This is a genomic window from Streptomyces sp. NBC_00597 (assembly GCF_041431095.1).
In the GTDB taxonomy this organism is placed as follows: domain Bacteria; phylum Actinomycetota; class Actinomycetes; order Streptomycetales; family Streptomycetaceae; genus Streptomyces.
The window spans coordinates 3,443,637-3,457,674 of the sequence record NZ_CP107757.1 but is presented as its reverse complement, the minus strand read 5'-3'; the positions used below and the strand labels follow the sequence as shown (position 1 = coordinate 3,457,674).

The following is a 14,038-nucleotide window of genomic DNA, read 5'->3' as shown; positions in this document are numbered from 1 at the left end:
GCGGAGACCGTTTTCCGCGGCTCTACACGTGTCAGTCCCCGTCTGTCCCGGAAATTCCACGGCGGCACGCATCGTCGCCGCTCGCACACACAACGGAACCGAACGCACCGGTTCCGATTTTGGCGAAGTTGTCCAGGGATCCGGTGCCTGGCTCGAAATAGCCGGTGTGGAGCTTCGCCCCCGCCGAGGACAGCAGCCGCGACCCGAACTCCGGCGACACCGGATCCGCACCGTGGCCGACCCCGCCGACCTCCACGTGCGGCACGTCCGCGATCCAGTCCCCGGAATCGCGCGTGGCCCAGACCCGGGCCGACGTGTGCAGGCCGGCCACAGAATCCGCACGCATCCCCGGGCTGCCCGCCACCACCACGTCCGACACCCGCCGGGGCAGTGCGTGCGCGGCGACCCCGCACACCACCGAGCCGTAGCTGTGGCAGAACAGCGCCACGCCCGCGTCCCCGGGCAGCGCCGCCGTCAGGGCCTCCAGTCGTACCGCGCCGTCCATCGCCATCCGACCCGTGGCGGCGTCCATGCCGACCCCGGTGGGCGCGGTGTAGCCGGCCCAGGCGATGACCGCGGTCCGGCTGCCGGGGGCCTGCGTGCGCTGGGCCTCGTACAGCGACTGCGCCATGCCGACGGGGGCGGTCAGGCGGCGCTGGCTGCGCTCGAAGGTGAGCACGTCGGTGTCGACGCCGGGGACGACCACCGAGATCCGGTCGGCCTTGTCGAGGTCGCCGAAGACCTCGGCGACGCGGCCGTTGCCGGTCGGGTCGAACGCGAGGATCTGCCGGCCCGGCTCGGCCAGGGAGGCGAAGCGGTGGGAGCGCCGGCTGGCCGTCGAGCGGTCGGCCGGGGTCAGGCTGACGTCCCGGCTGCGGGCGTCCTCCACCCGCTCGGCCTGTTCCAGGCCGCGCAGGTTGGCCCGGTAGCGCAAGGCTGCGGGCGCCCCGTCGAGGTTGCCGACGACCAGGGGGTACCCCTCGGCGAGCCGGGCCCGCTGGGATCCGTCCAGGCCGGCGAAGAACCGGGCCACCGTCCGTACGGGGGCGTCGGCGGGCGGCAGGGGCCGGCCGTCGATCCGGGCCGTGGCCCAGGAGGCGAGGGCGGCGGCCCGCAGCGAGGTGCCCGCGTCGGGGCGGTGCACCGCGGTCCAGCCGGTGGTCGCCAGCATGATGAAGACCACCGCGAGCGCGAGCAGGGTGCGCAGGGCGGCAGGGCGCGGGTCGGCGCCGACGATGGAGGGGGCGAGGCCGGGCAGGTTCACTGGGACCAGCGTAGGAGACCGGATCCGGACACGGGGCCCGGGGTGACCGGGTTCACGGTCGACCGTGCGACTCCGTACGGGGGTTCAGCGCCAGTCCGCAGCCAGCGCAGGGCCGATCTGGTCAAGGTAGGACTCGGTCATCCGTCGGATCGAGGCCACGCTGGCGTCCTCTCCCCGCCCCCACAGCCGCCCGGTGACCCTCATCACCCCGGAGAACGCGGCGACCGCCACGCGGGGCCGCGGGTCCGCGTCCACGTCCAGCCCCTCGCGCTCGGCGATCAGCCGGGCGATCCGCTCCTCCAGCTCGGTGGAGCGGCGCAGGTGCACCGCAAGCAGTGCCGGCGTCGACTCGATCAGCTGGTAGGTGCGCATGTAGAGATCGACCGGGACCACGTCGGAGAGGGCCTCGTCGAGGGTGTCCCAGGCGTCGAGCACCGCGCCCCGCAGGGCTTCGAGCGGGCCCTCGGCGGGCGGCCGGGAGCGCAGCGCGGCGACGAAGTGCGCCTCGACCAGGTCCTGGACGGCGAAGGCGACCTCCTCCTTGTTGGCGAAGTACCGGAAGAAGGTGCGCTGGGAGACGTAGACGGCGTCGGTGATCTCGTCGACGGTGGTGTGCTCGTACCCCTGCGCGACGAAGAGGAGGAGGGCGGCGCGCAGCAGCGCGTCCCGGGTGCGCCGCTTCTTGCGTTCGCGCAGTCCGGGCGCGGGCGCCGGCGCCGGCGCCTCGTCGGTCATCACCGAGGGGTGTCCTTTCCGCATGTTCCACATGCCGAATCTGACGCTGAGTGAGCGGACAGGGTACCTGTGACCGAGCTGACAGCCATGGCCCCGTTAACCCGTTTGTGAAGTGTCAGTCGCTGTCACTAGCCTGTTCGCATGACGAGTCAGATCACCATCGAAGACCAGGGCGACCGGTTACCCGTCAAGGAATCCGGTCCCGGCCCAGCCCGGTCCGGGCTGCGCGGGCACCCCTGGCTGACCCTCTTCGCCGTGGCGATCGGCGTCATGATGGTCACCCTGGACGGCACGATCGTCGCCGTCGCCAACCCCGCGATCCAGCAGCACCTCCACGCCTCGCTCGCCGACGTCCAGTGGATCACCAACGGCTACCTGCTGGCCCTGGCCGTCTCGCTGATCACCGCGGGCAAGCTCGGCGACCGCTTCGGCCACCGCCAGACCTTCCTCATCGGCATCGCCGGCTTCGCCGCGGCCTCCGCCGCCATCGGCCTCTCCTCCGGCGTCCAGTACGTCATCGCGTTCCGCGTGGCGCAGGGCCTGTTCGGCGCACTGCTGATGCCCGCCGCGCTGGGCCTGCTGCGCGCCACCTTCCCGGCCGAGAAGCTCAACATGGCCATCGGCATCTGGGGCATGGTCATCGGCGCCTCGACCGCCGCCGGGCCCATCGTGGGCGGCCTGCTCGTGGAGAACGTCAGCTGGCAGTCCGTCTTCTTCATCAACGTGCCCGTCGGCATCATCGCCCTGACCTTCGGCCTGTTCATCCTGCTCGACCACCGCGCCGAGAACGCCCCGAAGTCCTTCGACGCCGTCGGTGTCCTGCTGCTGTCGGCCGCGATGTTCTCGCTGATCTGGGCGCTGATCAAGGCCTCGGAGTGGGGCTGGAGCGACACCCGGACCATCCTGTTCCTCCTCGCGTCCGTCGTCTGCTTCACGCTCTTCGCCGTCTGGGAGTCGAAGGTCGCCGAGCCGCTGATCCCGCTCGGCTTGTTCCGCTCGCTGCCCCTGTCCGCGGGCACGGTGCTGATGGTGCTGATGGCCTTCGCCTTCATGGGCGGCCTGTTCTTCGTCACCTTCTACCTGCAGAACGTGCACGGCATGAGCCCGGTCGACAGCGGCCTGCACCTGCTGCCGCTGACCGGCATGATGATCATCGGTTCGCCGCTGGCCGGCGCCGCCATCACCGCCGTCGGCCCGCGGATCCCGCTGGTCACCGGCATGGTCGCGACCGCCGCCGCCTGCTTCGGGATGTCCGCGCTGACCCCGGGCACCGGCACCCTGGAGATGTCGCTCTGGTTCGCCCTCCTCGGTGTCGGCCTCGCGCCCGTCATGGTCGGCGCCACCGAGGTCATCGTCGGCAACGCCCCGCTGGAGCTCTCCGGCGTGGCGGGCGGGCTCCAGCAGGCCGCCATGCAGGTCGGCGGCAGCCTCGGCACCGCCGTCCTCGGCGCGGTCATGGCCACCACCGTCGGCAACTCGTTCGGCGACAACTGGGAGCGGGCGCAGCTGCCCCCGCTCACCCCGGAGCAGCTGGACCTCGCCGAGAAGGGCGTCCAGGTCGGCATCGCCCCGGTCCCGCCGGAGGCCCCGGCCCCGGTCGCCGAGGCGATCACCAAGGTCGCGCACGACACGTTCGTGTCCGGCATGAGCACCGCCTTCACCGTCGCCGGCTGCGTCGCGGTGCTCGCCGCGCTCGTCGCCTGCTTCACCAAGCGGGGCGAGAACGCCGCAGCCGGGGCGGGCGCGGCCCACGTCTGAGCCGCACCGGCGTCAACCTCGTGGGCGCGACGGCCCCGCCGGACGGTTCCGGCGGGGCCGTCGCCTATCCGGGTGGACCCGCCCCTGACCCCTTCCGCCCGGCCGTCCTCGCAGGTCAGCGTGGTGTCAGAGGCGCTGCGGAACCGGTCCGGGCGCCCTGGTCCACAAGGAGTTGACCCGTCATGCGTACGAGTTCACCCGCACGGTCCACCACCGTCCTCGCCGCGACCCTGCTGGCCCTCGCCGCCCTCATCCCGAGCACGGCGACCGCCGCACACGCCGCAGGCGCCCCGCCGGGCAAGGCACCCGCCTGCGCCACCGGCCAGCTGTGCCTGTGGGCGAAGCCGGAGTTCAAGGGCACCCGACACGCCCACGAGCTGAGCACCCTCGACATCAACAGCTGCACGGCACTGCCCGCCGGGACCAGCGCCCAGTCGCTGATCAACCGCACCGGGCGGCCCGTGACCACCTACCAGTCGGCCGAGTGCCAGGAGACCGGAGAGTTCCAGACCTACCCGGGCGACGGGGTCTGGCTGCCCGAATCGCCCTACCTCATCCGCGCGTTCAAGGTGTGGGAGCGCTAGCGGCACCCGCCGCAGGGGCCGCTCCGGGCACCAGGGCCGGTACGTCGGCCCCGGAGCCCGGGGCGGTTCCCGCACCCGGAGCGGGCGCCTGGGCTTCGGCGGCCACCGCCGACGCCCCGCCCAGCCGCCCGATCTCGGCGCGCAGCGCCCGTACCTCCGCCGACAGTTCGGCGATCGCCGCGGTCTGAGCCCGCTCCACCTGGTCGTCGCGCTCGAAACGGGAGATGAACCAGGCCGCGATGTTGGCGGTCACCACACCCAGCAGCGCGATCCCCGACAGCATCAGCCCCACGGCGATGATCCGGCCGAGCCCGGTGGTGGGGGAGTGGTCCCCGTACCCGACGGTCGTCATCGTGGTGAAGCTCCACCACACGGCATCGCCCAGGTTCTTGATGTTGCCGTCGGGGGCGTCCCGCTCCACGCTCAGCACGGCGAGCGAGCCGAACATCAGCAGCCCGACCACCGCCCCCGCCACATACGTGGTCAGCCGGATCTGCGGGGCCATCCGGGCCCGCCGGCCCACCAGCAGCAGCGTGGACACCAGCCGCAACAGCCGCAGCGGCTGGAACATCGGCAACACCACCGCGCCCAGGTCCAGCCAGTGGGTCCGCACGAACGCCTTCTTCGCCGTCGACAGACCCAGCCGCATCAGGTAATCCGCGGCGAACGCGCCCCACACCACCCACTCGGTGACCGTGCACGCCCGGTGCACCTGCGCATTCGCGTCGGGTACGACGATCGGCACGGTGTAGGCGACGGCGAACGCCACGGCGAGCACGAGCAGCGGGGTCTGACTCCGCCGCTCCCACCGCAGCTGGCGGGAGGGTTCCTTCATACGGAGCATCGTAAGGAACAGGTAAAGCGGAATGGGCCGGCGCAGTGCCGCAGCGGCCGGGGCAACGGCAGCGGGCCGGGGCGCACTCCCGCACACCCCGGCCCGCCGCCGTCAGCCGTCCGCCCCGCGGAGCGCTATGCGTCGCCGCCCGCCGCGCCCGGGTCGGCCGCCGCGACGTCCAGCAGCCGGTACCGGTCCACCGCCTGCTTCAGCGCGGAACGGTCGATCTTGCCCTGCTTGGCCAGCTCGGTCAGCACCGCCAGCACCACCGACTGCGCGTCGATGTGGAAGAACCGCCGGGCCGCGCCGCGCGTGTCCGCGAAACCGAACCCGTCCGCACCCAGTGAGGTGTACGCGCCGGGCACCCACCGCGAGATCTGGTCCGGGACGGACCGCATCCAGTCCGAGACCGCCACGAACGGCCCCTCCGCACCCGACAGCTTCCGCGTCACGTACGGGACGCGCTGCTCCTCCTCCGGGTGGAGCAGGTTGTGCTCCTCCACCTCGACGGCCTCGCGGCGCAGCTCGTTCCAGGAGGTCGCCGACCAGACGTCCGCCCGAACGTTCCATTCCTCGGCCAGGATCCGCTGCGCCTCCAGGGCCCACGGCACCGCCACGCCCGAGGCCATGATCTGCGCCCCGATGGAGCCCGCCGAGCCCGCGGCCACCCGGTGGATCCCCTTGAGGATCCCGTCCACGTCCACGTCGGCCGGCTCGGCCGGGTGCTGGATCGGCTCGTTGTAGACGGTCAGGTAGTAGAAGACGTCCTCGGCCTCGGGCCCGTACATCCGCCGCAGGCCGTCCTGGACGATGTGCGCGATCTCGTACCCGTACGCCGGGTCGTACGCCACGCAGCCCGGGTTCGTCGACGCCAGCAGCTGGGAGTGACCGTCGGCGTGTTGCAGGCCCTCACCCGTCAGGGTGGTCCGGCCGGCGGTCGCACCCAGCACGAAACCGCGCGCCAGCTGGTCGGCCATCTGCCAGAACTGGTCACCCGTGCGCTGGAAACCGAACATCGAGTAGAAGACGTAGACCGGGATCATCGGCTCGCCGTGCGTCGCGTACGCCGAACCCGCGGCGATCAGCGAGGCCGTGCAGCCCGCCTCCGAGATGCCGTCGTGCAGCATCTGGCCGGTCGGCGACTCCTTGTACGCGAGCAGCAGGTCGCGGTCGACCGCCTCGTACTGCTGCCCCAGCGGGTTGTAGATCTTGGCGCTCGGGAAGAACGCGTCCATGCCGAAGGTGCGGTACTCGTCCGGGGCGATCAGCACGAACCGCCTGCCGATCTCCTTGTCCCGCATCAGGTCCTTCAGGATGCGCACGAACGCCATGGTCGTGGCGATCGACTGCTGGCCCGAGCCCTTCTTCGCCGCCGCGTACGCCGTGTCGTCCGGCAGCTGCAGCGGCTTCGCGCGCACCACGCGCGTCGGCACGTAGCCGCCCAGTGAGCTGCGCCGGTCGTGCATGTACTGGATCTCCGGCGAACCGGGGCCCGGGTGGTAGTACGGCGGGGCGCCGCCCTCCAGCTGCGCGTCCGTGATCGGGATGTGCAGGCGGTCGCGGAAGCGCTTGAGGTCGTCGACCGTCAGCTTCTTCATCTGGTGCGTCGCGTTGCGGCCCTCGAAGTTCGGGCCGAGCGTCCAGCCCTTGACCGTCTGCGCCAGGATCACCGTCGGCTGGCCCTTGTGGGCCTTGGCCGCCGCGTACGCCGCGTAGATCTTCTTGTGGTCGTGGCCGCCGCGGCCCAGGTGCAGCAGCTGCTGGTCGCTCATGTTCTCGACCATCGCCCGCAACCGCTGGTCGTCACCGAAGAAGTGGTCGCGGATGTAGGCACCGGTCTCGGTCGCGTACGTCTGGAACTGGCCGTCCGGCGTCGAGTTCATCCGGTTGACCAGGATGCCGTCGCGGTCCTGCGCCAGCAGCGGGTCCCAGGAGCGGTCCCAGATCAGCTTGATGACGTTCCAGCCGGCACCGCGGAACTGCGACTCCAGCTCCTGGATGATCTTGCCGTTGCCGCGCACCGGACCGTCGAGCCGCTGCAGGTTGCAGTTCACGACGAAGGTCAGGTTGTCCAGACCCTCACGGGCGGCGATCGACAGCTGGCCGAGCGACTCCGGCTCGTCCATCTCGCCGTCGCCGAGATACGCCCAAACGTGTGACTTCGAGGTGTCGGCGATCCCGCGCGCCTCCATGTACCGGTTCATCCGGGCCTGGTAGATCGCGCCGAGCGGGCCGAGGCCCATCGAGACGGTCGGGAACTCCCAGAAGTCCGGCATCAGCCGCGGGTGCGGGTAGCTGGACAGGCCGTACGGGGCCTTCGACTTCTCCTGCCGGAACGCGTCGAGCTGCTGCTCGGAGAGCCGGTCCAGGAGGTAGGCGCGCGCGTAGATGCCGGGGGACGCGTGGCCCTGGAAGAAGATCTGGTCGCCGCCGTCGCCCTCGTCCTTGCCCCGGAAGAAGTGGTTGAAGCCCACGTCGTAGAGGGAGGCGGAGGACGCGAACGTGGCGATGTGGCCGCCGACGCCGATCCCGGGACGCTGGGCGCGCGAGACCATCACGGCCGCGTTCCACCGGGTGGCGTTCAGGACCTTGCGCTCGATCTCCTCGTTGCCCGGGAAGAACGGCTCGTCCTTGGTGGCGATCGTGTTGACGTAGTCCGTGCTGCGCATCTCGGGCACGGCCACGCGCTTCTCGCGGGCCCGCTCGATCAGCCGCAGCATCAGGTAGCGGGCGCGCTCACGGCCCCGCTCGTCGACGGCGGCGTCCAGGGAGTCGAGCCACTCCTGCGTCTCTTCCGGATCGAAGTCCGGGACCTGGCTCGGCAGGCCGCCAATGATGATCGGATTGCGATCGGATGCGGAAGCCACGCTGTTCCTTCGCTGTCAGGGGAGTCGTGCCATGGGGTTTCGCCGCCTCCCATCGTCTTACGCTCGGTCGGAATCGTCACCTGTACCACTGGGTAATCACTGGAGTCCGCAGCGATCCGTGAGAGCAGGCGGCGGCGGTCCGGCCAAACCGCAACCTTACGCCCAAGACGATCAGCTGGTTCGTAAGGCCGTTCGGTCCCTCAAACAGGTAGGAAAGCCGGTAAGCGTTGCCGATGATGCCGAATGAGCTGGAATGGTGTGGGATGAATCACCAGAGGTGCACACGGGAAGGCTGAAAGTTGCGGCGAGACGGCCGTAATCGTCACCGTTTCGACGGTCTCGACGGCCGGGTACTTGCGCGATCCGCCGCGCCCGTGTGGACTACGCCCAATGCTGCGCGTACGCGCGCCGCCGAAGACATTCACCGAACATGAGCAGGAGGCACCCCGTGAGCGCGACCGCGGACCACGCGGAGAGCCTGGCCGCCCGGCTGGGTTTCCAGTCCGAACAGGTGGTCCAGGAGATCGGCTACGACGACGACGTCGATCAGGAATTCCGTGACGCCGTCGATCAGCTCGTCAGTGAACTTGCCGACGAGGACTACGACGACGTCGCCGACGCGGTGCTGTTGTGGTTCCGCGACGAGGACGGCGATCTGACGGACGCCCTGGTCGATGCGACCGAGCTGGTCGAGGACGGCGCACTGATCCTGCTGCTGACCCCCAAGACGGGCCGTGACGGCTACGTCGAGGCCAGCGACATCAGCGAGGCGGCTGTGACGGCCGGCCTCTCGCTTGCCAAGGGCCTGCCCGTCGGCAAGGAGTGGACCTCCACCAAGCTGGTGACGCCGAAGGCCGCCAAGGCCAAGCGCTGAGCCGCACACTCGCAGCCAAGCGGACGTACGCCCCGTCGACCCGGATCACCCCCGGTCGGCGGGGTGCGTGCGTTGTGGGCACCCGGTCCCCCTAGGCTGGGGCCCACCCGAACAGCCCAACGCAGGGATGCGGGAACGAAGGGATGCGAGAGATGGCGATCGAGGTCGGCAGCAAGGCCCCGGACTTCGAGCTCAAGGACAACCACGGCGCCACCGTGCGGCTCTCCGACTTTCGCGGGGAGAAGGCCGTCGTGCTGCTCTTCTACCCGTTCGCCTTCACCGGTGTCTGCACCGGCGAGCTCTGCGAACTGCGCGACCAGCTGCCGCGCTTCCAGAACGACGACGTCCAGCTCCTCGCGGTCTCCAACGACTCCGTCCCGACCCTGCGGGTCTTCGGCGAGCAGGAGGGCCTCGACTACCCCCTGCTGTCCGACTTCTGGCCGCACGGCGAGACCTCCCGCGCGTACGGCGTCTTCGACGAGGAGAAGGGTTGCGCGGTCCGCGGCACCTTCATCATCGACAAGGACGGCGTGGTGCGCTGGACCGTCGTCAACGGCCTGCCCGACGCGCGCGACCTGAACGAGTACGTCAAGGCCCTCGACAGCCTCTGAGGACCGCCGGGCCGGTCCGGCCCCGGCAGCCGCGGCACCCGCCGTACTTGCCGTGCTCCGGGCGGGTTCCGGGAAGTGTTCACCGGGAAAGACGCCGACAGGCGGGAACCCGTCACTAGGATCGAAACGTTGATCCCGGTAGAAACCGCACGACGGGGCACCGCCCCACACATGAACCCAATGGAGGACCCGTGGGAGTCAGCCTCAGCAAGGGCGGAAACGTCTCGCTGACCAAGGCCGCGCCGAATCTGACGGCGGTCATCGTCGGTCTGGGCTGGGACGCTCGCACCACCACCGGTGTTGACTTCGACCTCGACGCCAGCGCGATCCTGACCAACGACCAGGGCAAGGTCGCCAACGACTCGAACTTCGTGTTCTTCAACAACCTGAAGAGCCCGGACGGCTCGGTCGAGCACACCGGTGACAACACCACCGGTGAGGGCGAGGGCGACGACGAGGCGATCAAGGTCAACCTGGCCGGCGTCCCCGCCGATGTCGCCAAGATCGTCTTCCCGGTCTCGATCTACGAGGCCGAGAGCCGCCAGCAGAGCTTCGGCCAGGTCCGCAACGCGTACATCCGCGTGGTGAACCAGGCCGACAACTCCGAGCTCGCCCGCTACGACCTCTCCGAGGACGCCTCGACCGAGACCGCCATGGTCTTCGGCGAGCTGTACCGCAACGGAGCGGAGTGGAAGTTCCGCGCCATCGGCCAGGGCTACGCCTCCGGCCTGCGCGGCATCGCCCAGGACTTCGGCGTCAACGTCTGAGCCTGCCCGCAGTCACCCGTCCGGCGCCGTGCACTGTGTGTACGGCGCCGGACGTGCTTTGCACCAACGCACCACCACCGTCGGCCCGCCACGCGAGCGTGCCGCGATCACCACGTCGTCCGGGGAGGACCACAACATGGGCGTCACACTCGCCAAGGGGGGCAACGTCTCCCTCTCCAAGGCCGCACCGAACCTCACCCGGGTCCTGGTTGGTCTCGGTTGGGACGCGCGCTCGACCACGGGGGCCGATTTCGACCTCGACGCCAGCGCACTGCTGTGCCGCGACGGCCGGGTCCTGGGGGACGCGTACTTCGTCTTCTACAACAACCTGAAGAGCCCCGAGGGCTCCGTCGAACACACGGGGGACAACCTCACCGGCGAGGGTGAGGGCGATGACGAGTCGATCATCATCGACCTGACCAAGGTGCCGGTCGACGTCGACAAGATCGTCTTCCCGGTCTCGATCCACGATGCGGAGGCCCGCCGACAGAGCTTCGGCCAGGTCAGCAACGCCTTCATCCGCGTGGTGAACGAGTCGGACGGCCAGGAGCTGGCCCGCTACGACCTCACCGAGGACGCCTCCAGCGAGACCGCGATGATCTTCGGCGAGGTGTACCGGTACGGCGGCGAATGGAAGTTCCGCGCAGTGGGGCAGGGGTACGCGTCGGGGCTCCGGGGCATCGCTCTAGACTTCGGGGTCAACGTTTCGTAAAGCCGTACAAGACGATGGGGTGCCAGTGGTTCTCAAAACCTTCGGCTGGTCGTTCGCAGTCACTGCGCTCGGTCTGGTCGCAGCGTGGTTCTACGGGGGTATGACCGGGCTCGGGATCGTCGCGATCCTGACCATCCTTGAGATCTCGCTGTCCTTCGACAACGCGGTGGTCAACGCCGGAATCCTGAAGAAGATGAACGCCTTCTGGCAGAAGATCTTCCTGACGGTCGGCGTGCTCATCGCCGTGTTCGGCATGCGCCTGGTCTTCCCCGTCGTGATCGTCGCGGTCACCGCCAAGATCGGGCCCATCGAGGCCGTGCATCTCGCGCTGACCGACAAGGAGCAGTACCAGCAGCTGGTCACGGACGCCCACCCGGCGATCGCGGCCTTCGGCGGCATGTTCCTGCTGATGATCTTCCTCGACTTCATCTTCGAGGACAGGGACATCAAGTGGCTCGCGTGGCTGGAACGCCCGCTCGCCAAGCTGGGCAAGATCGACATGCTGTCGGCGTGCATCGCGCTGATCGTCCTGCTGATCACGTCCATGACCTTCGCCGCCCACGCCCACCAGCACGGCGGTGCCGTGGTGGACAAGGCGCAGACCGTCCTGGTCTCCGGCGTCGCCGGCCTGATCACGTACATGATCGTCGGCGGTCTCTCCGGCTACTTCGAGAACCGCCTCGAAGAGGAGGAAGAAGCCGAGCACGAGGCCGAGGAAGCGGCCAAGAAGAGCGGCAAGCCCGTCTCGGCCGTCGTCATGGCCGGCAAGGCCGCCTTCTTCATGTTCCTCTACCTCGAAGTCCTCGACGCCTCGTTCTCCTTCGACGGGGTCATCGGCGCCTTCGCCATCACCAACGACATCGTGCTGATGGCCCTCGGCCTCGGCGTCGGCGCCATGTACGTCCGGTCGCTCACGGTCTACCTGGTCCGCCAGGGCACCCTCGACGACTACGTCTACCTGGAGCACGGCGCGCACTACGCCATCGGCGCGCTCGCCGTCATCCTGCTCGTCACCATCCAGTACGAGATCCACGAGGTCATCACCGGCCTCGTCGGCGTGGTGCTCATCGCCTGGTCGTTCTGGTCCTCGGTGCGGCGCAACAAGCGGTTGGAACTGGAGGGTTCCGCCGCCGAGGCATGATCACGGCGGTAATGCGGAACGCTCCATCTGCGGGGCGGCCGGGCTGGTCTGCGGACTGCCGGGCCGCCCCGTCCGCGTATTCAAAAGGGGGGTAGGGGAATGGGATTCTTCGACGGGATCAGGGGCAGCCGGGCCCTACAGTTCGACTCGGGCAGCGCCTCGTCGAACGCGATCGAGCTCACCAAGCGGCATCCGACGGTGTCGCTCACCAAACAGGGGGCGGTCCACGGCAACCTGCGGGTCAACCTGTCCTGGCGCATGCGCAGCTCGGACATCGGCGGCCGCGGCGGCGAGGGCGGCGGGCTCCTGCGCCATCCGTTCAAGCTGTTCAAGCCCGACATGGTGCAGGCGCACACCCAGGGCATGGTCAACGTCGACCTCGACCTGGGCTGCCTCTACGAGCTGGCCGACGGCACCCGGGGCGTAGTGCAGCCGCTGGGCAACCTGCACGGCGACATCAACAACCCGCCGTACGTGAAGCTCAGCGGTGACGACCGGTTCGGGGCGCCCTCCGGGGAGACGGTGTTCGTCAACCTCGACCACGCCGAAGAGATCAAGCGGCTGCTGGTGTTCGTCTACATCTACGACCAGACCCCGGCCTTCGACCGCACGCACGCCATGATCACCCTCTACCCGATCACCGGGCCGCGGATCGAGATCCCGTTGGAGGAGCGCCAGCCGCAGGCCCGCTCCTGCGCGGTGCTCACCCTGGAGCACGTCAAGGGCGAGCTGATCGTGCGGCGCGAGGTGAAGTTCGTGTACGGGTTCCAGGCCGAGCTGGACCGGCTGTACGGGTGGGGCTTGCAGTGGGGGCGGGGCTACAAGAGCGCAAAGGCCTGACCGGAACCCGCGGCGGGGGCTCCGGCCAGGCCGGGCGTCAGGGACGCCAGGGGCGTCAAAGACGTCGGGGACGTCGGGCGGCAGGGTGTCAGCGGGGGACGAACTGCGGGCCCTGCACCGGCAGCCGGAACGTCGGGTCGCCGCCGGGCGCCGGCACCGGGGCCGGGGACACCGGCTGCGGGTACCCGTACGCCGGCTGCGCGGCCGGCGGGGCCTGCGTCAGCGGTGCCTGCGGTGCCTGCGGGTTCTGCTGGGCCGGCGGGCGCATCGCGGCGGTCTGCTCGGCGGTCGGCCCGGCGGCGGGCGCCGCACCGGAGGCCTCCGCCGCGTTCTCGTCCACGGAGATCCCGTGGTCGGTCGCAAGCCCCACCAGCCCGTTCGAGTAGCCCTCGCCCAGCGCCCGGAACTTCCACCCGTCGCCGCGCCGGTACACCTCGCCGCAGATCAGGGCCGTTTCGGCACCGGTCTCGGGGCGTACGTCGAAGAAGGCCATCGGCTCGGAGCCGCCGGTGGCGGTGGCGTCGTACAGCAGGATCCGCAGGTCCTGGACCTGCTGGAACGGCACGTCCTCGGCGGAGGCCACCACCAGGATCCGGTCCACCACCGGCGGCACCGCGCGCAGGTCCGCCTGCACGGCATCGGTGATCGTGTCGCCGAGCTGCTTCTTGCCGAGTCGCCAGACGGCCCCCGAGGGGTGCCGGGGCTGGTTGTAGAACACGAAGTCCTCGTCCGAGCGCACGCGCCCGTCCGGGCCCACGAGCAGTGCCGAGGCGTCGACGTCCGGCACCTCGGGGCCGCCGGTCCAGCGCAGCACCGCCCGGACCGACACGGCGGTCACCGGGATGTTCGAGCCCTTCTGCATCGCGTGCGTCATGCCCGTCATCCTGCCCTCCCGGGGCGGTGCGGAACAACGCGGCCCCCCGCAGGGCCTTGTCGCGGACGAAAGTCCTGGGCATTGTGCAAGAGGGTTACCTGAACTTCATGTGCTTGAGGAACTCTTGACTCACATTCGTACGTACTATTACCGGCCACGCCAGTTGGGCCGCCGAG

13 protein-coding genes are annotated in these 14,038 nt (G+C 69.8%); 8 read left to right on the top strand and 5 right to left on the bottom strand.

The window, feature by feature from the left end:
• Positions 1 to 31 precede the first annotated feature (31 nt).
• Positions 32 to 1,171, bottom strand: coding sequence for an alpha/beta hydrolase (locus OG974_RS15360; protein ID WP_328765177.1), 1,140 nt, complete (start codon positions 1,169 to 1,171; stop codon positions 32 to 34).
• A 177-nt stretch (positions 1,172 to 1,348) separates the two neighbouring features.
• Positions 1,349 to 1,999 carry a TetR family transcriptional regulator gene (locus OG974_RS15355; protein ID WP_327283265.1) on the bottom strand — a complete coding sequence of 217 codons (651 nt, stop codon included), beginning with the start codon at positions 1,997 to 1,999 and terminating at the stop codon, positions 1,349 to 1,351.
• A gap of 141 nt (positions 2,000 to 2,140) precedes the next feature.
• Between OG974_RS15355 and OG974_RS15350 the strand changes: the two genes are divergently transcribed.
• Both OG974_RS15350 and OG974_RS15345 read left to right on the top strand, forming a co-directional pair.
• On the top strand, positions 2,141 to 3,757 hold the full coding sequence (locus OG974_RS15350) for an MFS transporter (protein ID WP_328762639.1): 1,617 nt from the start codon (positions 2,141 to 2,143) through the stop codon (positions 3,755 to 3,757).
• 182 nt (positions 3,758 to 3,939) lie between these two features.
• Positions 3,940 to 4,341 carry a peptidase inhibitor family I36 protein gene (locus OG974_RS15345; RefSeq protein ID WP_328762638.1) on the top strand — a complete coding sequence of 134 codons (402 nt, stop codon included), beginning with the start codon at positions 3,940 to 3,942 and terminating at the stop codon, positions 4,339 to 4,341.
• Here OG974_RS15345 and OG974_RS15340 read toward each other — a convergent pair.
• Positions 4,322 to 5,176, bottom strand: a complete 855-nt coding sequence (locus OG974_RS15340; RefSeq protein WP_371643443.1) for a potassium channel family protein — start codon at positions 5,174 to 5,176, stop codon at positions 4,322 to 4,324. The genes OG974_RS15345 and OG974_RS15340 overlap by 20 nt on opposite strands.
• Positions 5,177 to 5,310: 134 nt before the next feature.
• The gene (aceE, locus tag OG974_RS15335) at positions 5,311 to 8,043 is read right to left on the bottom strand and encodes a pyruvate dehydrogenase (acetyl-transferring), homodimeric type (RefSeq protein WP_327283261.1); all 2,733 of its coding nucleotides are present in this window, start codon (positions 8,041 to 8,043) and stop codon (positions 5,311 to 5,313) included.
• Positions 8,044 to 8,491: 448 nt separating this feature from the next.
• Here aceE and OG974_RS15330 point away from each other — a divergent pair, with 448 nt between their 5' ends.
• The 6 genes from OG974_RS15330 to OG974_RS15305 all read left to right on the top strand — a co-directional run bounded on the left by OG974_RS15330 (position 8,492) and on the right by OG974_RS15305 (position 12,988).
• On the top strand, positions 8,492 to 8,917 hold the full coding sequence (locus OG974_RS15330) for a DUF3052 domain-containing protein (RefSeq protein WP_327283260.1): 426 nt from the start codon (positions 8,492 to 8,494) through the stop codon (positions 8,915 to 8,917).
• Between the two features lie 152 nt (positions 8,918 to 9,069).
• Positions 9,070 to 9,528 carry a peroxiredoxin gene (locus OG974_RS15325; RefSeq protein WP_327283259.1) on the top strand — a complete coding sequence of 153 codons (459 nt, stop codon included), beginning with the start codon at positions 9,070 to 9,072 and terminating at the stop codon, positions 9,526 to 9,528.
• Positions 9,529 to 9,719: 191 nt separating this feature from the next.
• Entirely contained in the window at positions 9,720 to 10,295 is a 576-nt protein-coding gene (locus OG974_RS15320; protein ID WP_030160471.1) for a TerD family protein, read from the top strand.
• Between the two features lie 136 nt (positions 10,296 to 10,431).
• Positions 10,432 to 11,007, top strand: a complete 576-nt coding sequence (locus OG974_RS15315) for a TerD family protein (RefSeq protein WP_327283258.1) — start codon at positions 10,432 to 10,434, stop codon at positions 11,005 to 11,007.
• 25 nt (positions 11,008 to 11,032) lie between these two features.
• Positions 11,033 to 12,148 carry a DUF475 domain-containing protein gene (locus OG974_RS15310; protein WP_327283257.1) on the top strand — a complete coding sequence of 372 codons (1,116 nt, stop codon included), beginning with the start codon at positions 11,033 to 11,035 and terminating at the stop codon, positions 12,146 to 12,148.
• A 99-nt stretch (positions 12,149 to 12,247) separates the two neighbouring features.
• Complete coding sequence (locus tag OG974_RS15305; RefSeq protein ID WP_327283256.1) at positions 12,248 to 12,988, top strand: Tellurium resistance; 741 nt, start codon at positions 12,248 to 12,250, stop codon at positions 12,986 to 12,988.
• An 88-nt stretch (positions 12,989 to 13,076) separates the two neighbouring features.
• Here OG974_RS15305 and OG974_RS15300 read toward each other — a convergent pair whose 3' ends face one another.
• A complete protein-coding gene (locus OG974_RS15300; RefSeq protein ID WP_327283255.1) occupies positions 13,077 to 13,862 on the bottom strand; it encodes a TerD family protein in 786 nt (261 codons plus the stop codon).
• Between the last annotated feature and the right edge of the window lie 176 nt (positions 13,863 to 14,038).